The 24,341-nt window shown below is 57.7% G+C and carries 19 protein-coding genes; 3 read left to right on the top strand and 16 right to left on the bottom strand.

Translation table 11 applies throughout. The features are described 5' to 3' along the window. Positions 1-12: 12 nt before the first annotated feature. Together AWR27_RS16355 and AWR27_RS16350 are read left to right on the top strand one after the other, a co-directional pair. Positions 13-3,282: a DUF1553 domain-containing protein gene (locus AWR27_RS16355; RefSeq protein ID WP_077132156.1), complete on the top strand. Its 3,270-nt coding sequence runs from the start codon at positions 13-15 to the stop codon at positions 3,280-3,282. Between the two features lie 5 nt (positions 3,283-3,287). Continuing rightward, positions 3,288-4,781 (top strand): DUF1501 domain-containing protein, encoded by a 1,494-nt coding sequence (locus AWR27_RS16350; protein WP_077132155.1) that lies wholly within the window; start codon positions 3,288-3,290, stop codon positions 4,779-4,781. Between the two features lie 184 nt (positions 4,782-4,965). On the opposite strand, the gene AWR27_RS16345 is transcribed toward AWR27_RS16350, so the two are convergent. The 5 genes from AWR27_RS16345 to AWR27_RS16325 all read right to left on the bottom strand — a co-directional run bounded on the left by AWR27_RS16345 (position 4,966) and on the right by AWR27_RS16325 (position 12,013). Continuing rightward, positions 4,966-7,113, bottom strand: a complete 2,148-nt coding sequence (locus AWR27_RS16345; protein ID WP_077132154.1) for a LamG domain-containing protein — start codon at positions 7,111-7,113, stop codon at positions 4,966-4,968. Between the two features lie 130 nt (positions 7,114-7,243). Further along, positions 7,244-8,872 (bottom strand): sodium:solute symporter, encoded by a 1,629-nt coding sequence (locus AWR27_RS16340; RefSeq protein WP_077132153.1) that lies wholly within the window; start codon positions 8,870-8,872, stop codon positions 7,244-7,246. Positions 8,873-8,988: 116 nt separating this feature from the next. Next, positions 8,989-9,924, bottom strand: coding sequence for an aldo/keto reductase (locus tag AWR27_RS16335; protein WP_077132152.1), 936 nt, complete (start codon positions 9,922-9,924; stop codon positions 8,989-8,991). Positions 9,925-10,039: 115 nt separating this feature from the next. Continuing rightward, on the bottom strand, positions 10,040-11,056 hold the full coding sequence (locus tag AWR27_RS16330) for a zinc-binding alcohol dehydrogenase family protein (RefSeq protein ID WP_077132151.1): 1,017 nt from the start codon (positions 11,054-11,056) through the stop codon (positions 10,040-10,042). Positions 11,057-11,176: 120 nt separating this feature from the next. Beyond that, positions 11,177-12,013, bottom strand: a complete 837-nt coding sequence (locus tag AWR27_RS16325) for an amidohydrolase family protein (RefSeq protein ID WP_335695391.1) — start codon at positions 12,011-12,013, stop codon at positions 11,177-11,179. Between the two features lie 154 nt (positions 12,014-12,167). On the opposite strand from AWR27_RS16325, the gene AWR27_RS16320 reads away from it, so the two are divergent. Next, on the top strand, positions 12,168-13,046 hold the full coding sequence (locus AWR27_RS16320; RefSeq protein ID WP_077132150.1) for an AraC family transcriptional regulator: 879 nt from the start codon (positions 12,168-12,170) through the stop codon (positions 13,044-13,046). Positions 13,047-13,114: 68 nt separating this feature from the next. Here AWR27_RS16320 and AWR27_RS16315 read toward each other — a convergent pair whose 3' ends face one another. From AWR27_RS16315 to AWR27_RS16275, 11 genes are all read right to left on the bottom strand, one after another. Next, positions 13,115-14,206 carry a serine hydrolase domain-containing protein gene (locus AWR27_RS16315; RefSeq protein ID WP_198045020.1) on the bottom strand — a complete coding sequence of 364 codons (1,092 nt, stop codon included), beginning with the start codon at positions 14,204-14,206 and terminating at the stop codon, positions 13,115-13,117. An 88-nt stretch (positions 14,207-14,294) separates the two neighbouring features. Further along, positions 14,295-14,927, bottom strand: coding sequence for a glycosyl hydrolase-related protein (locus AWR27_RS25810; RefSeq protein ID WP_232325855.1), 633 nt, complete (start codon positions 14,925-14,927; stop codon positions 14,295-14,297). Further along, the gene (locus tag AWR27_RS16310; RefSeq protein ID WP_232325854.1) at positions 14,924-16,978 is read right to left on the bottom strand and encodes a glycoside hydrolase; all 2,055 of its coding nucleotides are present in this window, start codon (positions 16,976-16,978) and stop codon (positions 14,924-14,926) included. Before AWR27_RS16310 ends, AWR27_RS25810 begins: the two co-directional genes overlap by 4 nt. A gap of 12 nt (positions 16,979-16,990) precedes the next feature. Further along, positions 16,991-18,004: a zinc-dependent alcohol dehydrogenase gene (locus AWR27_RS16305; RefSeq protein WP_077132148.1), complete on the bottom strand. Its 1,014-nt coding sequence runs from the start codon at positions 18,002-18,004 to the stop codon at positions 16,991-16,993. Positions 18,005-18,043: 39 nt separating this feature from the next. After that, on the bottom strand, positions 18,044-18,439 hold the full coding sequence (locus AWR27_RS16300; protein WP_077132147.1) for a VOC family protein: 396 nt from the start codon (positions 18,437-18,439) through the stop codon (positions 18,044-18,046). Between the two features lie 2 nt (positions 18,440-18,441). Next, a complete protein-coding gene (locus AWR27_RS16295; RefSeq protein WP_077132146.1) occupies positions 18,442-18,840 on the bottom strand; it encodes a VOC family protein in 399 nt (132 codons plus the stop codon). Next, positions 18,822-20,864: a heparinase II/III domain-containing protein gene (locus tag AWR27_RS16290; protein ID WP_232325853.1), complete on the bottom strand. Its 2,043-nt coding sequence runs from the start codon at positions 20,862-20,864 to the stop codon at positions 18,822-18,824. Before AWR27_RS16290 ends, AWR27_RS16295 begins: the two co-directional genes overlap by 19 nt. 201 nt (positions 20,865-21,065) lie before the next feature. Beyond that, entirely contained in the window at positions 21,066-21,806 is a 741-nt protein-coding gene (locus AWR27_RS16285) for an RraA family protein (protein WP_083732881.1), read from the bottom strand. Continuing rightward, a complete protein-coding gene (locus AWR27_RS25940) occupies positions 21,803-22,225 on the bottom strand; it encodes an SDR family oxidoreductase (protein WP_250637983.1) in 423 nt (140 codons plus the stop codon). The genes AWR27_RS16285 and AWR27_RS25940 overlap by 4 nt, the downstream gene beginning before the upstream one ends. Further along, the gene (locus tag AWR27_RS25935) at positions 22,207-22,503 is read right to left on the bottom strand and encodes an SDR family NAD(P)-dependent oxidoreductase (RefSeq protein WP_250637982.1); all 297 of its coding nucleotides are present in this window, start codon (positions 22,501-22,503) and stop codon (positions 22,207-22,209) included. The genes AWR27_RS25940 and AWR27_RS25935 overlap by 19 nt, the downstream gene beginning before the upstream one ends. A 12-nt stretch (positions 22,504-22,515) precedes the next feature. Beyond that, positions 22,516-24,252 carry a sodium:solute symporter family transporter gene (locus tag AWR27_RS16275; RefSeq protein WP_077132145.1) on the bottom strand — a complete coding sequence of 579 codons (1,737 nt, stop codon included), beginning with the start codon at positions 24,250-24,252 and terminating at the stop codon, positions 22,516-22,518. Positions 24,253-24,341 lie beyond the last annotated feature (89 nt).

The raw sequence follows: 24,341 nt of genomic DNA, 5'->3' as shown, positions 1-24,341 counted from the left end.
CACATAAGCGTTATGGTACGATACCTCCTTCCTGGATTAGCCTCCTGCATCATCAGCCTGCCCGGCTGGTGGCTTCAGCCATCGCCAACAGGTAGCGCGAAACAACCGACGGATGGGGTAAAACTCCCGACCGACGTCAGGCTCGCCTACGAAAAACTACCCCCGCAAATAGATTACAACCAGTACGTAAAGCCGGTTTTGTCCGACAAATGTTTTGCCTGCCACGGCCCCGACAAAGCCAAGCAGAAAGCAGGATTACGGCTCGACATGGCCCGGACCGCCTACGGGCCGCTACCCGAAAATCCGGGTAGGGTAGCCATCAGGCCCGGCAACTGGCAAAAAAGCGAAGTGGCACTGCGTATTCTGTCTACTGATCCTGATTATCAGATGCCCACGCCCGAGTCGCACCTATCGTTGTCGGCTCACGAGAAAGCTGTATTGCTGAAATGGATCAACGACGGAGCCGTTTATCAGCCCCATTGGGCGTTTGTGAAACCCCAACGCAGAGCCGTGCCAACGACCACCGGGAAAACAGCTTCGGTGCCAGTAAATGAAATAGATCGGTTTATTCATAGCCGGTTGGCACAAGAGGGGTTAGAGCCGTCGCCCGAAGCACCCAAAGACCTGCTGTTGCGCCGGTTGTCGCTCGACCTGACGGGCCTGCCCCCAACCTTGCCCGAACTGGATGCCTTTCTGGCCGACAACAGCCCCAACGCCTACGAAAAGCAGGTAGACCGGTTACTGGCAACGCCCTACTACGGCGAAAAAATGGCTACCGACTGGCTCGACGTGGCCCGTTTTGCCGACTCCCACGGCTACACCGTTGATCGATTGCGGGATATGTCGCCCTACCGCGACTGGGTGATCCGGGCCTTCAACCAGAACCTGTCGTACCGGGAGTTTATTCACCAGCAACTGGCGGGCGATCTGATGAAAAACCCCACCCGCGACCAGCTAATTGCTACGGCCTTCAACCGGCTCCACCAACAAAATATGGAAGGGGGCATTGTGGAAGAAGAATTCCAGACCGAGTACGTCATGGACCGGACCAACACCCTGGGCGATGCGTTTCTGGCGATTTCGCTGGGATGCGCCCGCTGCCACGACCATAAATACGACCCCATCTCCCAGCAGAATTACTACGAACTCTACAGCTTTTTCAACAACGTCCGCGAAGCCGGGCAGATTTCCTGGAACGATGACCCACCCACACCAACCTTACTGTTGCCAACCGACAAACAGGCCGAACTGATTGCGTTCATGAAAACCGGGATTTCGCAACAGCAGGACACTGTTTCCAGAGCCGAAGCAGCCGCCCGGCCAGCCGCCGATGCGTGGATTGCCTCGAACGCCTACCAGAAACTGGCTACTCAGGAGATACCGCAGGCAGGTTTGCAGGGCTACTACACCTTCGAGGACTCGCTGGTGAACACCGCCAATCCAATGCAGAAAGGGGTCATGAAACGCGACGCAGGCGAGCCGGACAAGCCCGTTTTTGAAAAAACATCGCGCGGGCAGGTGTTGCTGCTCAATGGCGACACCTACGCTGACCTGAAAGACGTGGGCGTGTTTCGGCAGGCCGACCCGTTCACGGTGGGGCTGTGGGTCTGGATACCAAAAAACTTCAGGGAAGGGGTCATTTTCCACAAAGCCAATGCCGAACGGCTGTATAATTTCAAGGGGTATCACCTCATGATGAAAGCCAACCGGCTGGAAATCAGCATGGCCCACACGGCTCCCTCCAATGCCATTACCCGCCAAAGTCTGGGGCCGGTGCCGCGTGAAACCTGGGTGCAGTTGACCATGACCTACGACGGTTCCTCCAAAGCCGATGGATTTAAACTCTACCTCAACGGTGCCGAGATGCCTCTGGAAACCGTGATTGATCAACTCTACAAAGACATTATTTTCTTCCAGAAAAACGAACCCGCCCTCCAAATCGGAGGCTGGTGGCGCGGGCTGGGTTTCAAAGGCGGCAAGGTCGATGAGGTAGTGGTGTATAACCGAACCTTAACCCCGTTTGAAGTAGGCATCCTGTCCCGAACGACGCGTTGGTCGACCGTGGCGACAAAAGCCCCCGCCGACCTGAACACGCAGGACCGGGCCACCCTGCAAGCCTATTACCTGTCGGCTGAAGATGCGGATGTACAGACGGCCCGGATGGAGTTGCAAAAACGCCGGACGGTCCTCAGCGATTCGATGCGCTCGGTGGCCGAAATTATGGTGATGCAGGAAATGCCGATTCCCAAAAAAGCCTTTGTATTGCAACGGGGGCAGTACGACAGGCCAGGGCTGCCCGTGTTGTCCAACACCCCACCGGCTATTTTACCCTTCTCGCCCAACGCCAACCGGCCCAGAAACCGGCTGGGGCTGGCCGAATGGCTGACAGACCCCAACCACCCGCTAACGGCCCGCGTAGCCGTAAACCGCTACTGGCAGCTATTTTTTGGCACCGGGCTGGTCAAAACCGCCGAGGACTTTGGTAATCAGGGCGAGACGCCCAGCCACCCCGACCTGCTCGACTGGCTGGCCGTGACGTTTCAGCACGACTACGACTGGGACGTAAAGCGGCTCGTGAAGCTGATGGTGATGTCGGCAACGTACCGGCAGGACTCGCATACTCGCCCAGGCGACCGCGATGCTGAAAACCGGCTGCTGGCACGAGGCCCTTCTGCCCGGCTTTCTGCCGAAATGATTCGCGATAATGCGTTGCTTGCCAGCGGGTTGCTGAATCCGGCTATTGGTGGCAGGAGCGTGAAGCCCTACCAGCCCGATGGCCTGTGGGACATCAACAGCATGACCTACAAAGCCGATTCGACCGATGCCGTATATCGCCGGAGTTTATATGTGGTCGTGAAGAGGTCGGTGCCCAACCCAACGCTGGCAACCTTCGATGCCCCGGCCCGGAGTAGCTGCATCGTGCGTCGGCAGCGTACCAACACGCCCCTGCAAGCGTTGGTAACGCTCAACGACCCTACCTTTCTGGAAGCCGCCCGCGTACTGGGCGAACAAATGGCAAAAACGCCCGACATACGTCAGGCCATTACCCAAACATACAGGCGGCTAACGGGTCGAATGCCGCAGGAGCGGGAGCTGGCGTTGCTGACGAAACTGTACCAGACGCAACACGACCTGTTCAGGGCCAATCGGGGCAAAGTAACCGGCTGGCTCAACGCCGGCTTACGTCGCCCCGATTCTACCCTCGACCCGGCACTGATTGCGGCCAACGCCGTTGTTGCCAGTACTATTTTGAACTCAGACGCTACCCTGACCAAACGCTGATTCCCATGAGTCTGCATCACCATCATACCCCGCCCCCCCAGATTGCCCGTGACCCCGATCTGACCGGTCTGAAGAGCCAGCTCGACCGCCGGAATTTCCTGCTTCGCACCGCTTCGGGCTTAGGCGCGGTGGCTTTGGGAGGTCTGCTGAATAATCGGGCGTGGGGCGAACCAACGAGCGAGCAAACACTCGAAACCATTCGGCAGCGCGTGGCCCCAAAGGCAAAGCGTGTCGTTTATCTGTTCATGGCCGGTGGCCCCTCGCAGTTTGAAACCTTTGATTACAAACCCAAACTCACGGCGATGCTGGGCAAAAACCTGCCCGATTCGGTTCGGCAGGGGCAGCGGCTCACAGGTATGAGTGCCAATCAGGCTGCTTTGCCCATCGCCCCTTCCCGCTACCAATTTGCCCGGCACGGCAAAACGCAAACCTGGGTGAGCGAACTGCTGCCCTACACGGCGCAGGTAGTCGATGAGTTATGTCTGATTAAATCACTCTTCACGGAACAGATCAACCACGACCCGGCCATCACGTTTTTTCAAACGGGCCACCAACTGCCCGGTCGCCCGTCGATTGGTTCGTGGGTTAATTACGGGCTTGGATCGGAGAATCAGAACCTGCCCGCTTTCATTGTGCTGGTTTCGAAGAATGCCCCTAAAGACCAGCCGCTTTATGCCCGATTGTGGGGAAATGGATTTCTGCCTTCCGAATACCAGGGCGTTCAGTTCCGGGCGGGCAAAGACCCGGTGCTTTTTTTAAACAACCCCGACGGCTACGACGGGGCCGACCGGAGGGAAATGCTCGATTACCTAAGTCAACTGAACCAACTGCAGAACGAAAGCTGGGGCGACCCGGAAGTGAACGCCCGAATTTCGCAGTATGAGATGGCCTTTCGGATGCAGACGTCGGTGCCGGAGGTGATGGATACCACCCACGAATCAGACGACGTATTCGACCTTTATGGACCCGACAGCCGCGACAAAGGCACGTTTGCGGCCAACTGCCTGCTGGCCCGTAAATTGCTGGAGAAAGACGTGCGCTTTGTGCAGTTGTACCACCAGGGCTGGGACCACCACGGGGCGTTACCCAAAGGCATAGCCCGGCAATGCCAGCAGGTTGACCGGGCCACCGCCGGGCTTATCATCGACCTCAAACGGCGCGGCCTGCTGGAAGACACACTGGTGGTCTGGGGCGGAGAGTTTGGCCGAACGGTGTACTCGCAGGGTAAGTTGAGTACAACGGATTACGGGCGCGACCACCACCCGCGTTGTTTCACGATGTGGATGGCAGGGGCAGGGGTAAAAGCCGGTTTTTCTTACGGGCAAACGGACGATTTCAGCTATAACATTGTGAAAGACCCGGTTCATGTCCATGATTTTCAGGCCACGCTGCTGCACCTGCTGGGTCTCGACCACGAGCAACTGATCTACAAATATCAGGGTCGTCGGTTCCGACTGACTGACGTTGAGGGCAAACTTATTAAAGGTATTCTGGTCTGACCCGAACCCGCCAGCTTTTACTATGACATTCCGAACTGCTTTATGTATAAGTTGCCTGCCCTTGCTTGCGTTGGTGGTGCTGACGATGAGGCACTCACACGAACATGACAACACCATTTGTAGCCGCCCAACACCCCGACCAGGTGGCGCAGTTGCAGTGGATTAGTTGCTCCATATTCTATCGTTAATTTTTGCCCGCTATCAACATGACCGATAGCCGTTGTGTGGCCTTTTTCTCAAGCCATACAATCAAATCCGTTCCGTTGAGACCGTCGCGGAAGCCGTAGCGGAACGCTTTGCCACGCGGCACCGGCTTGCCATCGAGCGTGAGCGATACGGGGCGGTTGCCCCAGTTTTTCACCACAAAAGCCGGATTGTCGATGGGGGTGGTTTCGCTGCCGGCGAGGGTGAATTTTAGCGAGGCTGGCTGGCCCCTGCTCTGGATTTGCCAGGCCCGTTCGGTGGGGTCATAATCTCCTCCCGAAAACCCAGTCGGGGTACTCAGCGTCAGGCGGGCCGGGCTGCTCCACGACCGGGCCAACGTGACCCAATCGGCGGGTTTACCGGCGGTGAGGCCGTGGAGCATCACCTTGGTCATGCTGTTTTCGGTTTGGGCGTAGGCATCCCAGTTGGCGTGCGAGAGCGACGAGTGCGAGGCATAGTCGGCGTCCATCGCGTAGCGGCCATCGGAGGCTTTCTGAGCTGCGGGCCAGTGATTCCACCACGGGAACATACTCACCTCCCGGCGTAATTCGCCGTGGTAAATGTCCCAGATCGGGTTGGCGGTCGGGGCAATGATCGTGAATGGCTTCAGGGTCGAGTTGGTGTTCACGACGTGGATGTTGGCCCCGGCGGGCAGGGTGATGTAGCCATCCTTACCGGCTTCGGGCGGGATGCCGTTTTGCCACGAGTAGGTGTGCGTTTCGCCCTTCATGTTGGCCAGTGTGAGCGCGCCGGGTTGCAGCACCTGCTCCGGGCGTTGGCCCGGCCCCATCACCACGATGCCCTCGTGCCACTCGTGCGCCGATTGCGGCTGCGAGCTGTGCAGCGTGATGGTGCGCGTCCCGATACCGTCAGGGTAGATCGTGTAGACCTCGTCGGCCCATTCGCCGAAGCCCGTCAGCGAATCGACGCGGGCCTGTTCGTTCCAGTTGTCGATGAGCGCGTACCGCCAATGAATCACGGCGCGGGCATCGGAGCTTTCCAGCACTCGCACGTGCGAAAACTGGCACCGCTTGTCGGACATCGGCTCGTGCGAGCCTTTCGCGCTCCACGTTTCCAGAAACTCGTTGTTGTACCAGATACCGTTTTCCGTTACCCAGTGCGGGATGTAGCTTGTGCCGCGCCAGAACACGAACCGGGCTGCGTTCAGCTTGGCCGGGCTGTTATCGAACTGCACCACTACGTCGGCCTGCCCATTCACCGGCCACAGCTTATCCCAGGCTTCGTAGTAGGGCAAGGTTGTATAAATCGCGCCGAACTTCTGACCCGTCGAAGCCCCCGCTAACGGCAGCGACCGGGCGGGTAGCGCGGGTGGGGCTGTCGTGGCGGTTTTCTGAACGTACCCAGCTACCTCACTGGCCGTGAGCGCGTTGTCGTAGATCATTAGCTCGTCGATGAGGCCGTCGAAGAAGGTGTTTACCTCGGCGGTCGCGTTGGGTCGAACGGTACCGGCGGGTTTTTGCCGGGTGCTGCTTTTGCCAATGAGAAGGGGTACGTTGGTGGCGGGTTCAAAGTCATCCGTCGTTTTGGCCGAGCCTGCGGACTTGCCATTGACGTAGAGCGTCAGCCCTTCAGTAGGGGAGAACACCCCCTGCACATGCGTCCATTGCCGAAGCGGAATTCGGTCTGTGCCCTGCATCTCAACCCACTTCCCCCGACCCGTCGGACCGCCCACAAATGCCCGGAAACCCGCGTGGCCCAGCGCATCTATTCCTAAGAAAAATCCCTTGCCACTCGCCACGTTTTGGTCGGCTACGGGGCACCAGTGCGTCGGGTACGCGCCCAGAGCTATCCAAGCCCCCACGCTAAAGTCGCCCGATACTGAGACTGGGGTTGCCTCCACAAAACTCGTGTTGCCATCGAGTTGCAGGGCATTTCCTACCACGCCCGGCACTGACTTGTGGAACGCGCCGAGAATCTGACCCTGCCCCCTTGTCACGGACTCGGTTAGAGCGTAGTTTCGGTACACTTCGGGAGCCTTCAATCCCTTGCGCGTGAGGGGCTTAACGGTTTCAGCCTGCTTGATTTGATCGAACGACCAATAGGCTGCGGGCGTTTGGGCCAACGACGTACCGGATAGCAGTAGGAGGATTAATTGAATTGGTTTCATATCGATTAATGTAGAGACGCAACCCTTTGCGTCTCCTGACCGGATGGCTTTAGAACCGGATGGTTTTGTTTTGCTGACGCACAAGGGCTGACGCGCCCGAGACGCAAAGGGTTGCGTCTCTACATATCCATCATGCGAAAATTGAATACAATACAACCAGCGTCAGCAGCAGCAACCCGGCCAGTATTCGAACGTCGGCGAGGCCGGTGAGTTTGCCCTTCGTGATGATGCTGATGGGGTTTTCCCAGGTATATTTCTCGATCACTGCCGGGTCGGGCCGGGGTGTGGAATAACTCACAACAAAATAGACCACCGAACACCCGCAGAACAGCCACCACGCCTGCATCATGAACGGGATGCCCCATCCGTCGGTTATGTACATTTGCCCGCTGATAGGTGTGAAATCGAGACAAAACGCCATTACACCCAGTACAAAACCCGTCCAGAGCGTAACGATGGCGGCTTGTTTGGTGCCGCGTTTGGAGAAGACGCCCCACAAAAACACGGTGGCGATGGGCGGGGCCAACGCGGCTGCGATTTTATTGATGGCCTCGAAAATGCTCGTGAAGCGGTCGCCCTGCGTGGACCAGGCAATGGCCAGCACCATAATCACGACCGAGGCCACGCGCCCAATCTGCACCAGTTGCTTATCGGTGGTGTCGGGCCGGAGCCGCTGCACAATATCGACGGCTACCAACGTACCTGTGCTGTTGAGGGCCGAGGCCACCGTACTCATCAGGGCCGCCAGCATAGCCGCACCCATGATGCCCCGCAGGCCCACCGGCAGCAGTTCATTGACCAGCACCGGAAACGCCTGATTGGCATCGGTCCCGATTTTGTCCCGAAACAGGACGTAGCCGATCACCCCCGGCAGTACCAGCATAAACACAGGCAGCAGTTTCAGCACCCCGGCAAAGAGCGGCCCCACCTGCGCGTCGTATTGGGTTTTGGCCCCCAGCACCCGCTGCACGATGGTTTGGTCGGAACACCAGTACCACAGCCCCAAAATGGGATAGCCCAGAAACACGGCGTACCACGTCAGCCCCGAATTGCTTCCTGACGCCGAAACGGCCTTGATCGATTCGTCAGTGTGCAGGATGCGGAGCTGACCGGGTTTAAGTTGCGCTTTGAACTCGGCCAGCGAATGAATACCGTGTCCGGGCAAGGCCTGAATGGCGAAAATGGTCAATACGATAGCCCCGCCGATGAGCACAACGGTCTGAATCGTCTCGGTGATGACCACCGCTTTCAGCCCACCGATGACGGTGTAAATAGATGTGATAAGCGAGATAACCAGGATCGACACGAACACGTCGATGCCGAAGAAGGCCTTGAACACGACCGCTCCGGCATAGAGGCTCATACCAATATGCACGAACAACGCCCCCAAAATGGCCATAAACGCCAAAAACGTGCGCGAGGCTGGACTGTAGCGTTTTTCCAGAAATTCGGGCAGGGTCGAGATGCGGCTTTTGAAGTAGAACGGCGCGAACACGAGGCTCAGGATGATGAGCGTGAAGGTGGCCATCCATTCGAAATTGCCCCACACCAGCCCTTCGTTATAGCCCGAAGCGGCCAGCCCCACCAGGTGAATCGTCGAGATGTTGGACGCGAACAGTGCCGCGCCAACCACCACCCAATTCAGGTCGCGCCCGGCCAGAAAATAGACCTCGCTCGACATGTTCTTACGGGCCACCGAAAACACGCCAACCAGCATAATACCAATCAGATAGACGGCAATGATAATAGTATCGATCATAGGAATTTGAAGCCCCCCTAACCCCCGAAGGGGGAAGTGCTGCCGCATCCTTTTCGGCCAAAGGCCGTTTTTTGATGCGACAGCAACGCATGCGGCAGCACTTCCCCCTTCGGGGGTTAGGGGGCTATTGTGTTTGTTATTTCATCAAACACCTCCTCGGGCAAGGCCCCCTGCCGCCAGTCGTTGATGGTGTTTTGGATTTGGGGGATGGTTCGGGCACCCATCACCACGCGGGTAGCCTCGGCCATCGAGAAGAGGTAGCGTTGGGCCAGCGTGGGCAGTGGCAGACCGTGTTTTTTGGCGATTTCGTTCACCCGAATCGCGTTCTGAATGTCGCGGTCGCTGATGTAGTCGTCGCCAACGGGCGGCTGTTTCGTGTAGGTCTCGAAGCGGTTGCCGAGCAGCGAAAAATGCAAAGCCGAAGCCGCATACACGGCTATATTCTGCTGTTGATACAGCCCTACCTCCTCATCAAACGCCGACAGGTTGCAGGCATCCATCCGGCAAAACGTAGAGACCACCTGAAACACCTTACTACGTATGTAGGGCCGAAATTCAGGCGACGGGTTGCCGCCAATGCCCAGCATTCGGGTGTAGCCAGCCTCGCGGAACGATTGCAGCGTGTCCAGAATCTCGTCGATCCGGTCGAGTGGCACCCATTGCGGTTCGTGCAGGAACAGCAGATCGACCGAATCGACGCCGAGCAAATCAAGGCTGCGCTTGATGCTGTTGGTCATGCCCTCGACGGAGTAATCCAGCCGGGCATCGTGGGCCGTAGCCGCCTGCAACCGCCCTACTTTGGTGCTCAGAAAAGGTCGCTCGCCTTCCCATCGGCGCAGTGCCTTCCCCACGTACGTTTCGGAATTACTGTAAGACGGCGACGTGTCGAGGCTCGTGATGCCGTTTTCCAGCGCATAGAGCAAACAATCGACCGATTCGCCGGGATCGACCGCGCCCCACACGCCCCCCAGACCGGAGGTGCCATAGACTAATCGGCTCCCGTGGGCCGGGAAAGTGCTGCTGTAAATATCAGGTTTGTAGGTTGGTTTCATGGTTTGTAGCGTAACACCCCACCCCAACCCCTCCCCGTTAGGGAGGGGCTTCAGACTCGGCCTATTGGCGGAGCATTAGCCCCTCCCTAACGGGGAGGGGTTGGGGTGGGGTCTTTCAAAACTCAATAACGGCTTTGATGACTCGTTGCTGCGGGTCATAGAGCGAAGTGAACGTTTCGGTCAGGGTGTCGAAAGCGAGCCGGTGAGTAACGTACCCGTCGATGTTGAGCAGGCCCGATTCCATCAGCCGGATAATCTTCGTGAAGTCGTCCGGGTAGGCGTTGCGCGAGGTTTTTAGGGTTAGCTCTTTGCGCTGTATGTAAGGGTCGTGAAACTGAAGGTCACCGATAAATAGCCCCACATACACCACCGTACCGCCGGGCGCGACGTATTCCACGCATTTTTCCATCGAGGCCTTGTTGCCCGTTGCGTCGATCACCACCGTGGGTAAATCGCCATTGAGCAGCGTTTGCAACTCGCCAATAACGCCATCACTTACCTTCATGGTGTCAACGCCGGGGCATTTGTGAGCCACAAAATCGAGCCGGTCCTGATTCATGTCGAGGGCGATAATCCGGGCCGCTTTGAACTGCCCCATCAGGATAGCCGCAATGCCAATTGGCCCCGCCCCAACGACCAGCACGATGTCATCGGACCCGACCTGCCCGCGCTCGATGGCGTGGCTCCCGATGGCCAGCGGTTCGATCATCGCAATCTGATCGAGACTCAGGGCGTTGGCCGGGTACACGTGGTCGGCCAGGTAGAGCATATACTCCTGCATTGCCCCGTCTTCGTGTACGCCCAGCACCCGCACGTGGTCGCCACAGTGGGTTTTGCCCCGGCGCACCGCCTGGTCTGTCGAGGTGTTTCGGTAGGGCATCACGGCACAGCGGTCGCCCACGTTCAGGTGGGTAACGCCCTCGCCCAGCGCGATTACCTCGGCGGCAATTTCGTGGCCCAGAATACGGGGGTACGTGAAAAACGGCTGCTTCCCGTTGTAGGCGTGTAGGTCGGTACCACACACCCCCAATCGCCTGATTTTCAACAAGACCTGCCCCGCTGCCGGTGGACCGGGATGGTCTTTGGTGATGCGGGAGAAGGCACCGGGTTGTTCAAGAATAATAGCGTTCATCCTATTTTTTTGGGACACAGAGATGCACAGAGGCTGCACGGAGTTACACGGAGGTTTTTTAAATACCTCTCTGTGTAGCTCTGTGTAACCTCTGTGCATCTCTGTGTCCCAACCATTTCTTTAAAGTCCATAAAAACGAGCGGCATTTTCGCCGAAGAAATTGTCTTGTTCAGTTTGACTGAAGCGGGCGAAATAATCGGCAACGAGGCCATAGACGTCGGCATACGTACCGGCGAGCGTGCAGACCGGCCAATCGGAGCCGTACATGATTCGGTCTGTCCCGAAGGCTTCCACTACCGCGTCGAGGTAGGGGTGGAAATCGGCGGGCTTCCAGTGATGCCAGTCGGCTTCGGTGACGAGGCCGGAGATTTTGCACGATACGTTGGGGCAGGTTGCCAGTTGGGTCAGGTACGTTGCCCACTCGCCCATCACCCCCTGCCGGATATAGGGCTTGGCAATGTGGTCGATTACGAACGGCTGATCGGGGAAGGCCCGCACGAGGTCGAGCGTGTAGGTCATCTGATCCACGAAAATCAGCAGGTCGTAGGTGTAGCCGAACCGGGCCAGTTGGCCGATGCCCCGCCGGAAGGCCGGGCGCAGCATAAAATCGCGCTGCGGTTCATCGTGCAGTACGTGCCGGAAGCCTTTCATGGCCGGGAACTGTTGGTAGTAGGCCAGCCGGTCGGTCAGGTCATCGGCCTGCAAATCGACCCACCCGACAATGCCGCGAATGAATTGGTGCTTTTGGGCAAGTCCCAACAAGTACGTGTTTTCGGCCTCCGACTGATCGGCCTGCACCGCCACGCAGCCGTCGAGGGAACAGGTCCACAGCAGCGGGGCAAGATCGGCGGGGCCAAAATCGGTTTTGAGCGTTGGCATGTCGTCGGACATCCAGACGTGCCGGGCGGGATCATATTGCCAGAAATGTTGATGAGAATCAATGCGGATTGCCGTCATATTGACCAGCACAAAATAGTTAGTACCTAGTTGAATAATGCAAAGAAATACGTTTTTAATCTGGTATTTTGGCTTAAATTGACAAGGTATTAAGCGATTTTGACATAGATTTAGCAAATTTCATGGCGTTTCTGTCCAACGTTGAATTACCTGCATGAAGCCCCATTTACTGAAAGTGCCCAGCGGGGCAGATCATTCGTTTTCGTTTCGGGAATTCCGGCAACCCAACATCAATAATCGTTGGCATTATCACCCCGAACTCGAACTAATTCACATTCATCGGGGCAGCGGTACGCAGTTTATGGGCGACCACATTCAGCGATTTAGTGCCGATACCATCGTGTTGGTGGGAAGCAATCTGCCACACTTCTGGCGGTACGACGACGATTTTCCTGAAATAGAATCGGGCGAGTTACTTTGCTCAACGGTCATTCACTTTACCGAAAACCTTTGGGGTGATCGCTTCATGCAACTACCCGAAAACCGGCTTCTCCGCACTGCGCTCGAACAGTCGGGGCGGGGGTTGTTTCTAGAGGGTCAAACCCGTGATCGAGTGGCGTTGCTGGTGAATAAAATCAGGCATTCCGAAGGTACGTACCGCCTGATTCACCTGCTGGAATGTCTGGTTGCTATTGCCACGGGCGACAGCCGGGAGGTGCTGCCCCTGTCGTCGCTGGGGTTCCGGCACCAATCGTCTGAAACCGAAACCGAGCGGATCAACACCATTTACGAATATGCCTTCGACCATTTTCGGGAGAAAATTCCGCTGGAAGCCATTGCGGCCAAAGTGGGGTTGGTGCCGAGTTCGTTTTGCCGCTACTTTAAATCGAAAACAGGCAAACCATTCACCGATTTTCTGCTCGAAATACGGGTAGGTTACGCCTGTAAGTTGCTGTTGGAAAACCAGTTAAATAATAAGCAAATCTGCTACGAAAGCGGTTTTAACAACTTCACCAGCTTTCATAAACATTTCAAAATCATTACGGGTGTGAGTCCGCAAGCGTACCAGAAGTTATATGCGCGACGGGGTTAAGACCCCGACAAGCCGTTGCAACGAATTGCCCGAATACACGCCATTCCGTTGTGTGTTACGGGCGGCACTTACTGCCCATTTTGTAGTTCCGTTAACGCGTTGGCCAGTATAGGCGCGTTGCCACGTTGCGCCCAGAACTGACTGTAGTTCGTTGCCATGGCCAGTTTTAAGGTCGGGATATACACAACCTGCGTACCCCAATAACCAGCATGGGTGAAGGCATCCAAACCATTGATCTTCGTGGCGTAAATACCCATTCGGTAATCCATTTTTGCTTCGGTTGCGTAGTCGCGCTTCATCAGCATCGTGTCTAAGGTTGCTCGCTGACGAAACACACGATGGCTGAACAAAGCCTGGTAAAACCGGGTCAGATCTGCCGTCGTCGACAGCAGACCACCGCCACCGTATAGATCAATGGACGGGTCGAAACGGTATGTATCGGTGCCGTCTATGTACTGATGCAGCCGGTTTTGGGGTTGCCCGGCCCGACCAGAGGTGTTTTCGAAAGCGGTATGGATGAGGCCCAATCGCTTAAACGAAAGCAGATCACGCAGGGCGTCGTTCAGGCTTTTTTGTGTGATGGTTTCGATGATTTCGCCCAGCAGAATATAGCCTGTATCGGAATAGCTAAACCGCTCTCCCGGCTGCCCCACTGGCTTGCCGCCCGTAACGGCTTCGGTGATCTGTTCCGTTCGCGTCCAGCGATGGGTGGGGTTCTTCAGCACGTTGGGCAGGTACGTTTTCGTGTTGGTATGGTCGAACAGACCGCTGGAGTGTGTAAGCAAGTGCCGTATGGTTATCTGCTCGACGGCATACCCACCCTGACGCAGCAGGGCAACATGCGCCGGGGCGATAAAGCGAATGATGGGGTCGTCTAAGGCCAGTTTCTGATCCTCCCACAGGCGCAGGATGGCCGAAGCCACAAAGGTTTTGGTGACGCTGGCGATTCGGAAGGGCTGATCTGCTTGCAGTTTTTGTTTGCTTTCCCTGTCGGACACCCCAGCCGCTCCACTCCAGAAAAACCGTTTGTCGGGGTAGTCAACGTGCAGCAGTACCCCCGGCACCGACTCGCTTAACTCGCCCTCGACAAGGGCTTGTAACCTTGGTTCCTGTTTGCCGTGAGGCAGCGAACGCCCCGGCGCACAGGCGTTAAGCGTCATAGTCTGTAACAGCAAGAGGGCCACAACCGAACGAAAAGGGAAACGGAATTGGCGAGTAAAACGGCTTTCCATAGGTACAAAATTAGGCTCAGTTGGCTACCCTGAGCCGGTACGTGTTTAACTGTTGTGGTGAAAAGCGAATCTTGAGCTGCCGATTGGTTGGTTCCAGTACCCGTTCGTTTGTTTCAATATGGCTCGTTTGCCAGGCTTGTTGGATAGGTTGCGACAGCCGGAGGGTTGGCGTAGCAGTCCCGTTGGCGGCATTCCAGAACCGGGCAATTATCCCGCTGGCAATGCCCTCTTCGCTCGGTTTCAGGCTCCACAACAGCACCCCGCCGGGTTGATTGCCCGCCGGATTGGCGTCAGTCAGGCTCAGAAACGAATACGTTTTTTCGGGATACTGGCTCACCGAACCCGTAACCCGGCCCGCGACCAACGGGTTCTGGTGTTCGAGCGAAAAGCGCATGGCGGTTGCTGCGTCGAAGGCTCCGTGGTGCGTGGTCAGTGCGAAACGGTAGCGAAAATCGGTTGCTCCGTGTTGGTTCTGGATGCCCAGTGTTGGGCCGTCGGCTTGCCCGCCCGCGAGCGCGTTGAGTTGGGCTGAGGTGTCCCAAAGCGAGTCGGCAGTGCTTTGGCCGAGCCGAAAAAACGAACAGTCTTCATTCGAGATCGTCAGCCCGAAAGCCGGTTCGCTCAGGTCAGCAAAGTGGTTGAATGTCAACCAGTCGTAGCGGGCATTGCGGGCGGCATAGTGACCACCACTGTCTCTTTTTTGGCGGTCAGTACGGCCCCCAACTCGCCGTGGTGGGTGGTGGGGTTGGTTAGGTTCAGCGAAAAAGCCCAGGTTTTGAGGTCACCGAAGTTGGCCCGGATGCTATCTTCAATCTCGATACGGGGCTGTGTACTTGTCCCGCTGTTGCGGTAGAGCGTGACCCGCACGGTGTGGGGAACAGGATCGTTGGAAACGGCCCGAAGTGTTACCGACACCCCCCGGTCCACCGTATCGTCCGCATTCTCGACCACCACCGGCTCACCTGCGTCGAGGTTTTTTGTACCCAGGTCGTTCAACCACCGGCCATCGGTCTGCCGAGCCAGTTCGCGGCCCGTCCGTAAGTCGGTCAATTCCGTGATTACGCCCGATTTTCGGAGTCGAAGGCGGTAGGAACCCGTCTCGATCACCTCGCCTGTAACGGTAGCCGCATCGGGCCAACGGGTCGGTACACCAGGGCGAATCTCGAAGACTTTGTAGCCAACCGAGGGTACGTTTTCGGCCCAAATCCGCAGAAACGACTGCCCATTTTTCTGAATCCGTTGGCTCACGGCTTCCCGGCCCGTAGTAAGGTCGATGACCGTTACGGGCGATGGGCTGGCAAAGGCCAGATCGGCCACGTCGGTGCGGGTCCAGTTTAGGGGGTTGAACACAAAAAACCGGTCCGCCGAACCCGCTTTGAGTTGTTGCCCCAAACCCAGCACCGCCCGGTTGTAGAGCGTATCGACGTAGCGCACGATGGCGTTTTTCTGCCGAATCTGCCAATCGGCCCGGTCGGAGCGGGTAATGGGGCCGTCGGCAGTCCAATTGTGCTCCCAATACAGCCCGTAGGCATCCCACGCGGCCTCTTTCTCCGATGTTAAGTCGCTTCCAAACGCGGGATTTTTGAGCGAAACCAGCGTGGCCAGGGCTTCGGCGGCCCGCAATTTTTCGGTAGCCCGACGTACCTGAGCGGTGGTTTCGTTGAGTGAGGCCGGGTACACGTCCCACTCATTTCCCAGCGATACCGACTGGGCGGGTAGGTTCGGGTACGTCTGCTCCACGTCGCGGAAGAAGTCGATTTCGTTGGAGGCCCGCACCCGGCGCGTGGGGTTGGTCGTTTGCCGGGCTACGGTGCCAAACGCCGGGGCGTTGTAGGTGTCGAGGTCGTCCCAGCCGTAGCCGAACGCCCCCGCTACGTTGTAGGGGTAGGCCGAAGCCGTGTCGCAGAGCGTGGTCAGGTCATCGACGGTTTTGGTCAGGCTGGCGATTAGGTCGGTTGCTTTGTTTTGCTGACGGGTTTCGGCGTAGCCACCCAGCCCCGTGTTTTCGCCCGGAATATTGTACCATTTCATCAGCACACCCCGCCCATCGAGGCCTGTATAGCGATACAGCGGATGCCGACGAACGCGTAGTTTATGCCCGATTCGGGTGGCGCAGTTGCAAACGCCCTTCCAGCTATAGCGAGCGCCCGACCCCGCCCACAACGATGCAAGGCCCAACGGCAGGGTTTGATCTTCCATCGCTACCGCCATCGGAAACCGGAGCGGGGCCGACCCTCGACTGTAGGTACGTTCGAGCCGCCCGGCGTAGAACATGCCCCGCAGCACGGCCTCGGTGGGTTGCCCGCCGTAAGTGCTAACTACCGAATTGAGCGGACTGCTGACGTGCCCCGACCGGATCATCCCGATCAGCCGATCAAACTGCGCCGGGGAGCGGTATTTCTGGTAGGTACGTAGCCAATAGCTGCCGTCGCAGTTCCAGCGCGTCTGGAAATCGTCGGGATTATGGCGCGAGGCCTCGATTTGGCCCATGTAGTAATCGAGCATCCGCACGTAGGCCGAGTCATAGCGGGCTTCGTTGGCCGTCCACATGTAGTCGGTATGGTCATCGTTGGCCAGGTACAGCCGCTTGATGGCGGTCCGGCGATCCGGTTGGGCCGCGCCTGGCCGGGCCAGATCCGGTTGAGCCGACAGGGGGCCAGCAAGGCCAACGAGTACCAACACCAGATTATGGACTTTCACGAGTTAGACCGGTTAGTTCACCTCTAACAAATACTTCATCCCAGCCGGGTTACTGTCGATGGTCTCGAACACGGTTTTGGCCTCGGCTAAGGGCGACACTTGGGTGATGAGTTGATCGAGCGGCAACGTACCCGACGCGGCCAGTGCGATGGCTTCCTCGAAGTCCTGCGGCTCGTAGACCCGCGCCCCGATGAGCCGCAATTCGCGCCAGAAAAACCGGAACAGATCGACCGGCTTCGGGTCGGCGTGGATGGCCACCATCACGATACGGCCCCGCGCCCGCGCTACCTGCGTCATGGCCTGTACGCCAGCCGCTACGCCCGACACCTCGAATACGACATCGGCCATTGCTCCGTTGGTAAACCGCTCAACCTCAGATACTAAGTCTTGCTCCTTCGGATTCGCCGTTGCCAGCTCCAGCGATTCGGCGAGGGCCAGCCGGGCGGGGTTCACTTCCGACACCAGTACGTTGGCACCCTTTTGCCGGGCCACCAACGCAACGAGCATCCCGATGGGGCCACCACCGATGACCACCACCTGCTCGCCGGGTTGCACCTCGCCCAACCGCACGTCGTGGCAAGCCACGGCCAACGGCTCGATGAGGGCACCGAGTTGCAGCGAGAGGGTATCGGGCAGGCGGTGCAGGGTGTGGGCCGGTACGTTCCAGTGGGTTTGCATCCCGCCCGGCGAGTCGATGCCGATGAATGTCAGGTTTTTGCCGATGTGCCGCTGTCCGTTGTCGGAGGGGTCATCGGGGCCGGGTTGGAGGGGGCGCACCGTGACGCGGTCGCCGGGTTGCCAGCCGGTTACGCCGTCGCCCACGGCGGCTACTTCTGCCGATACCTCGTGGCCAATGACCTGTGGCAACCGCAGCCGATGGGCCATCGCGCCGTGGTAGATGTGTACGTCGGTGCCGCACACGCCACAGTAGGCCACGCGGAGCTGTACCTCACCGGGCCGGGGTGCTTGGGGTGGCTGGGCTTCAAGTCTAAATGACTGGTTACCAGTAAAAAGTAATGCCTTCATAATTATTGGTCTTTTGTAGAGACGCATTACTATGCGTCTCTACAGGTTGGCGTCGCGTTGTAAAATCTGTAAAACATTGCCTTCGGGGTCGAAGAAGGTACGTACCCGACCACCACCCGTTGCGGGCGACAGTACGCTCGACCACTTGATATGGTGGCTGTCGAGGTGTTCGATGGCAGCTTCGATGTCGTCGACCTTGAAGGCGACATGCGACCAGCCGGGCGTGAGATTCGTGCGGACGGGGCGCGGGTTGTTGTCTTTGGGAAGAATTTCGAGAATAGTGCCGTCTTCGGCTTTCAGGAGCCAAATAGGGCGGTCGTCCCGAAAATGACGTTCGTATCCCAGCACCGTGCAATACCAGTCGGCGAGTTCGTCTACGTTGTTGGCGGCTACCGCCGGATGGTCAAGACCTCTGATTTTGAAGGGATTTGTCATGCTTATTGAGTGATTGGTCGTTCCAGAATCTGGAGCATGTTGCCGTCGGGGTCGAAGAGGTTGCGGACGCGCCCGCCCCCGATGGCGTTGATGATGTCGCCACCCCACGTCACCTGTTGCGTGTCAAGAAAGGCGATGGCTTTGTCGATGTCTTCGACGCGCAGGGCGAGGTGCGACCAACCGGGTGTCCAGGTGGTACGCGTGGGCCGGGCGGTGTCGTCTTTAGGCATCACTTCGAGCAGCGTACCGTCGGGGGCGCGGAGCATCCAGACCGGCTTGTCGTGGCGGAACCACTTCTCGTAACCGAACATTGCGCAGTACCAATCGGCGAGTTCATCTACGTCGTTGGCGGCTACTGCCGGGTGGTCGATCCCCTTGATAATCAATATTGTAGTGTCCATCGGTCGTTCTCGCTGGCGACTGTCCACACGCGTCCGTGGCCCGAAACGAGTCGGTACAGGTTAGTACCCGTTTCGAGTGTCCACTGCTTGTGGCCGTTGGTGAGCGTGTAGCGGTTGGGTTCGGTACGTAATTGCCAGGTATCGATCCGGTGAGCTTCGTCGAGGGCGATGGCGTGGACGACCGTGCGGGTTTGCAGTGGGGCCGGTTCAGTCCAGCGGTAGAGCAAACCCGAACCGGGCCGACCTGCGCCCCGATTTGCTGGTTCGACGTGGTAGGCATCATGCACGTACCCATAAACGGGATGGCCGAGCGTGCCGTTGCTCCCGTGAAAGAGCTTCATGCCAGCTTCGTTTCGTCTGACAGTCAGGTGCGTTGCTCCGGGTACGTTGCTCGTGTTCACTTGCGCTTTCCCGTCGCGGTTGTTGACCAGCCAGTTCCAGATAGTCGTGACCGGTTGGCTTGCCTCGATCCGATCTACGACGAACAACACGTGGCTACCGGCTAACAACCAGAACCGGCTAAAGTGCTGAATGGGTGCCCCACAAGCCTGGCTAATTTCGGCCCCAACAACGCTCACTACGTCCTGCCTGTCAACCGATAACCGCCGATTGCCCCGGTCAATGGGTGGGCCGGGAACGCCGTTGGTGATGAGTCGGCGGGGTAATACGCTCCGTTGCTCCAACACGGTGGCTTTGGCTTTGTCTTCCTGCAAACCCAGGCTCTCCGCTTCCACGAGAAACGTGCAGGTGTTGTGGGTTTGGGTGCTGCTTTCGAGGCCGTGAATCAGGTTGCGGTAACAGCTATGGCCGGGGTCAACGAGCAGCCGTTCGCGGTTGTGGACGAGGATAAAACTGTTCAGGTCGCCGTGAAGGTGGCCCGGGCCATGCAGCGGGTCGCCCCCGCCGTTGATGGCCACGATGGTACGTCCATCCCAGACATCGCGCAAGAACGCATGACCGTTGCTGAACGAATGCGTGAGCGGTAAATCTGCTTCTTTAGGGCTAATTGATTGGCTTTCGTGGGTTAACAACGGCAGCGTCAGAAAACCCCAGTCGTTGACCATCCCGAACGTAGCCAGGTCGTGCGGCCCCTGCGTCGGCACCGTTGCGTAGTACGTCTCAAATAGATAACGGGCTAATCCGCGCTCGTCAGGTACGTTGCTCCGGGCTGCGAGGTGCAGCAGTACGTCGCCCGATGGCCGGTAAATGGCCGCGCTGTCGTTGAAATTGGCGGCACGGGCGCGGGGTTCCGTCCCCCAGCTACCGCCCATCGGCTTTTGATAAAACAGACTGCTGACCATCCAGTGCAGCCCACGCCCGTAGGTAGACACATCGAGTTGAGCGGCCCGTTCCGGGTACGTCCGGCAGAGCGATTCGTAGCCCAACGTGAGCGCATAAGCCAGGTAATTGCCGTATTGCAGCGATTCGCCGTAGGAACCGTCGGGCTGGAACGCGAGGGCACAACGGACCAGTTCTGGTATGTATTCGTCTAAAGTGTCTTGATCTCCCAACACGGCAGCGGCCACTACCACGCCTGACGTCAGGATGCCTCGCCAGTTAGCCAGATGGTTATTTTTGGCGATCCACTGGCGACAGAGCGCAATGCCTTTTTCGGCCAGTGCCTGCCGGATTTCGGCTTGTTCTGACTCCGAAAAAGCGTCTTTGGCCAGGTCATATACCGCAGCCAATGCCCAGCACAGGTGCGCCGTTTCGAGATGGCCCGTCAGCGGCTCCTTGTGGTCGCGGAAGGCAGGCCCGGCCCAGTCGTAGGCCGACGTGCGGGCAATGTCGAGCGCGACTGTGCGGAGCCAGTTCGCCAACCTCTCCTCCGGTTCCAGCGTGTACAGCATAGCCGCATCCGAAAGGTATTCAGCCGCCGGGTAGTACCAGGCGGTTGTGGCATCTGGCCCCAGCAATCCCTTCGTAGCCACACGAGCATATACCCGCTCGTGCAAAGCCGCCCTGAACTGACACAGCAGCGGATCGCCATCGGCTATCAGATCTTTGATCTTCTGACGTTCCAAACTGGACAGAAAGCAACTACTGGCTGTTGTGTTTTCCACGTTGTGTTTTTTGTTTGATCGCACTGTAGAGCCGCAAGATTTTGCGGCTCAGGCGCGTCAGCAATGATGATGCGTCAGCAATTTTTCACGCGAATTGCTGACGCATGAAAACCGTCCGGCGATGAGACGCAAAATCTTGCGTCTCTACACGGGCCATGTAAATCAGAAATACCCGCCGTTTTTCACGACGTCGGTGGGTTTCATGCCGCTTTCTACCATGTCGCGGATGACCACTTCTCGGTCCAGAATCTTCTCGGCAGCAAGCAGTACGTCGTAGGCAATGGCCTTGGGGATCGAAATTACCCCGTCGATGTCGCCGAAAATCCAGTCGCCGGGTTCCACCACTACGTCGCCCATCAGGATGGGTTTCTGGTAGTGGTAGAGCCGGAACCGGCCCATCATACCGGTGTTGGTTTTGTACTGATAAAATACTGGAAAGCCCAGGTCCAGAATGGCCTGGGTGTCGCGAATACCGTTGATAACGGCCCCCCGGCAACCAATGCGTTGGGCGGCCATCGTCATCACCTCGCCCCATTGGGCCGTTACGGTGTCGCCGGTGCAGTCCCAAATCACGACCGAATCTTCGTGCAACGTTTCGAGCATCCGGGCGCGGGTTTCCATTTCGCCGTCGGTCGTGATGTCGGGAGCACCTTTCACCGTGAAGGCTTGCCCGGCCAGTTTCATACCCTCGCGCAGGGGGGCGAAATGGGCCGGTAGGCAGGTGGTCTGCATCTTGTAGGTGAAGCGCAGCACATCGTTGACGGCCCCCGTGTAGAGCTTCAGGTAGCGTTCACGCATCTCGGCAATCGAGACAGGATAGACCGACGATCCGGGTGTTTCGGGGCGGGTTGGGGCGAGTTGGACAGCCGTGTCTTTCCCGTTGGCGTGTGGTTTAGTGCTCATGCGGCTAAGAATTTCATGTTGTCAAAATTGATTTCCCGAATCACCATGTAGTCGGGTTGATTCAGCACAAAGGCAATGGTGCGGGCTACATCGTCCACTTTCAGGAACTTCTCGCGGGCAACGGCCCGGTCGCCCCAATAATTGCTATCGACGGGGCCGGGGTTTACTTCCGTTACTTTAATACCCAGTTTCAGAACCTGGTCGGCTAACCCGCTGCTCAGGCCCCGTGCGCCAAACTTCGAGGCACAATAGATGGGCGCACCGGGGTTGGTACGCTGCCCGGCCATCGACACCAGCGTTACGACATGGCCGCTCTGTTTGGGCTTCATCAGCCGCACGGCTTCGCGGTTGCAGAGGAACACACCCCGCATGTTGGTGTTCACCATGCGTTCGTAGGTGGCTAGATCGGTTTCAGACACGTCGGGGGTGGAATGCCCAACCCGGCGTTGTTGATGAGGATATCGACCGTTCCGAAGGCCTCGACACAGTGCTTAAACGCAGCCTGCACGTCGCTTTCATTACCCACATCGCCGTTGAACGACTGCACCGAACCGTTGGGGTGTTCGTCGGCCAGGCGGTCTTTGAGGCTGAAATCGAACACCTTCGCGCCTTGTTCGAGCAGCACGTTAGCCGTGGCCCGGCCAATACCGCTGGCTGCACCCGTGATGAAAATGACTTTGTTTTCGAGGTAATTCATGGTTGTATTTGATTAGTCGGTTAATTCACGAAGAGCCGTTTGTTTCGTTTGCAGGCGTTTGGCCGCTCTGGCACGATACCAGAGGATAGCCGAGAACAGCAGACAGACACACCCCGCACCGAGGGCCAATTGCCCGCTGAGCATAGCCCGCGAAGGGAAACCCATGATGACGAACATAGTGCCCGTAAGCCCGAAGGCGATGCCGTACATGAGTTGGATGGCATCAGCAAAGGCATCATCATTTTTGCTTTCTTTAGCCGGAACGAACGGAACCGTGAGCTTGCGGAAAAAAGCGGCCACGCGCTCATTGTAGGCCACATCGGCTGATTTAAAGTAGCCCGACACGATAAATATCCCGAAGCAAAACGCGATTTCGACCAGCGTGGCAATTGCCCAACGTACTTCTTCGATTACGCCCGGAGCAAGCTGGAAGTAGTCGTTTTTGACGAAGAAAACATGCATCAGGAAGCCCAGCGCGATGCCGCCAAAGAGCGTCACCAACGCGCCCCAGGGTTGCGGTTTGGCCATCAGCACGCCCACAATGACGGGCACGATCATCGGCACGGCAAAAATGCCCGCCAGCAGCTTGTTGGCCTCGAACGCCCCCCCGAATCCAGCCACAAACAACGCCCCGACCGTGACGATTCCGCCCACGAGCAACGTCATCAGCCGACCCACGAGCAGGCTTTCTTTGCCACTGGCATTGGGCCGAAACACGCGCTGATAGATGTCGCGGGTCAGGACGCTGGCCGTTACGTTGTATTCGGCACTGAGCACCGACATCGTAGCGGCAAACATCGCGGCCATCATCAGCCCCATAATGCCCGATGGCAAGAGCTTCACGCACAGGCTGACGTAGGCCATTTCGGGGTTCTTCAGGTCAGGTAGAATGACCCGTGCGGCCAACGGCGGGAACAGGAAAATGACGGGGAAGAGAAAGAAAAAGAAGGCCGAGAGCGCGGCTAATTTCTGCCCGTCGGTTTCGGTTTTGGCACTGTAGAACCGTTGGATGAACGTCCAGTTGCCCAGATACCGGATGATGAGCAGGATGTAGTACGTAACGAGCCAGATCGGGATGCCTTTTTTACCGTTGAACCACGTCATGTTCTGCGGAATCACGGCCTGCATGTTTTCCAGCCCACCAGCGGCATTGTACGCCAGCGGCACCAGAATCAGCGTGGCAAAAAAGAGGATCACGAACTGCACCACGTCGGTGACGATAACGGCCCAAAAACCGCCCACCACGGTGTAGAGCGTCACGACGATGCCGCAGCCGATCACGGCGGTCTCGAACGGCATCCCCGAAGCCGCCGTGATGAACAGCCCGATGGAATACAGCTTAATCATGTCGTCGAGGAGTTTGAAGACCACGCCACTCCACGAGAACAACTGCCGGATGGGGGCGTTATAGCGGGTCTCCAGAAACTCCACGGGACTCATGATGCCCGCCCGTTTCCAGCGTTTGGCAAACAAGCCAATGGCAATCAGCGACGGGAACACGGTACTCCAGATGACCGTAATGGCAATCAGCCCGTCGGAGTAGGCGATGCCGGCATAGGCCACGAAGATGAACGTGCTGAACTTGGTCATGAAGTTGCTGATGCCGCCTGCCACCCACGACACCCCGCTACCGCCCTTGAAGTAATCGTTGATGTTCTTGACGAACCGGCCCAGAAAAATGCCGATGCCCGACATCATGACCATGTACAGCACAATGGCCGCATAGTCGAGGGTTTGGAGTTGATTCATAGTGGTTCAGTTGTTACCCCACCCCAACCCCTCCCCGTTAGGGAGGGGCTAATGCTCCGCTAAAGGGCCGAGTCCGAAGCCCCTCCCTA

The organism is Spirosoma montaniterrae, from assembly GCF_001988955.1.
In the GTDB taxonomy this organism is placed as follows: Bacteria; Bacteroidota; Bacteroidia; order Cytophagales; family Spirosomataceae; genus Spirosoma; species Spirosoma montaniterrae.
This window is presented reverse-complemented; position numbering and strand designations above follow the sequence as displayed.

Excerpts from the sequence above, each read along its gene's own strand:
- AWR27_RS16355 (WP_077132156.1), top strand. The coding sequence starts at position 13 with ATGGTACGATACCTCCTTCCTGGATTAGCCTCCTGCATCATCAGCCTG.
- AWR27_RS16350 (WP_077132155.1), top strand. The coding sequence starts at position 3,288 with ATGAGTCTGCATCACCATCATACCCCGCCCCCCCAGATTGCCCGTGAC.
- AWR27_RS16345 (WP_077132154.1), bottom strand. The coding sequence starts at position 7,113 with ATGAAACCAATTCAATTAATCCTCCTACTGCTATCCGGTACGTCGTTG.
- AWR27_RS16340 (WP_077132153.1), bottom strand. The coding sequence starts at position 8,872 with ATGATCGATACTATTATCATTGCCGTCTATCTGATTGGTATTATGCTG.
- AWR27_RS16335 (WP_077132152.1), bottom strand. The coding sequence starts at position 9,924 with ATGAAACCAACCTACAAACCTGATATTTACAGCAGCACTTTCCCGGCC.
- AWR27_RS16330 (WP_077132151.1), bottom strand. The coding sequence starts at position 11,056 with ATGAACGCTATTATTCTTGAACAACCCGGTGCCTTCTCCCGCATCACC.
- AWR27_RS16325 (WP_335695391.1), bottom strand. The coding sequence starts at position 12,013 with ATGACGGCAATCCGCATTGATTCTCATCAACATTTCTGGCAATATGAT.
- AWR27_RS16320 (WP_077132150.1), top strand. The coding sequence starts at position 12,168 with ATGAAGCCCCATTTACTGAAAGTGCCCAGCGGGGCAGATCATTCGTTT.
- AWR27_RS16315 (WP_198045020.1), bottom strand. The coding sequence starts at position 14,206 with ATGACGCTTAACGCCTGTGCGCCGGGGCGTTCGCTGCCTCACGGCAAA.
- AWR27_RS16305 (WP_077132148.1), bottom strand. The coding sequence starts at position 18,004 with ATGAAGGCATTACTTTTTACTGGTAACCAGTCATTTAGACTTGAAGCC.
- AWR27_RS16300 (WP_077132147.1), bottom strand. The coding sequence starts at position 18,439 with ATGACAAATCCCTTCAAAATCAGAGGTCTTGACCATCCGGCGGTAGCC.
- AWR27_RS16295 (WP_077132146.1), bottom strand. The coding sequence starts at position 18,840 with ATGGACACTACAATATTGATTATCAAGGGGATCGACCACCCGGCAGTA.
- AWR27_RS16285 (WP_083732881.1), bottom strand. The coding sequence starts at position 21,806 with ATGAGCACTAAACCACACGCCAACGGGAAAGACACGGCTGTCCAACTC.
- AWR27_RS25935 (WP_250637982.1), bottom strand. The coding sequence starts at position 22,503 with ATGAATTACCTCGAAAACAAAGTCATTTTCATCACGGGTGCAGCCAGC.
- AWR27_RS16275 (WP_077132145.1), bottom strand. The coding sequence starts at position 24,252 with ATGAATCAACTCCAAACCCTCGACTATGCGGCCATTGTGCTGTACATG.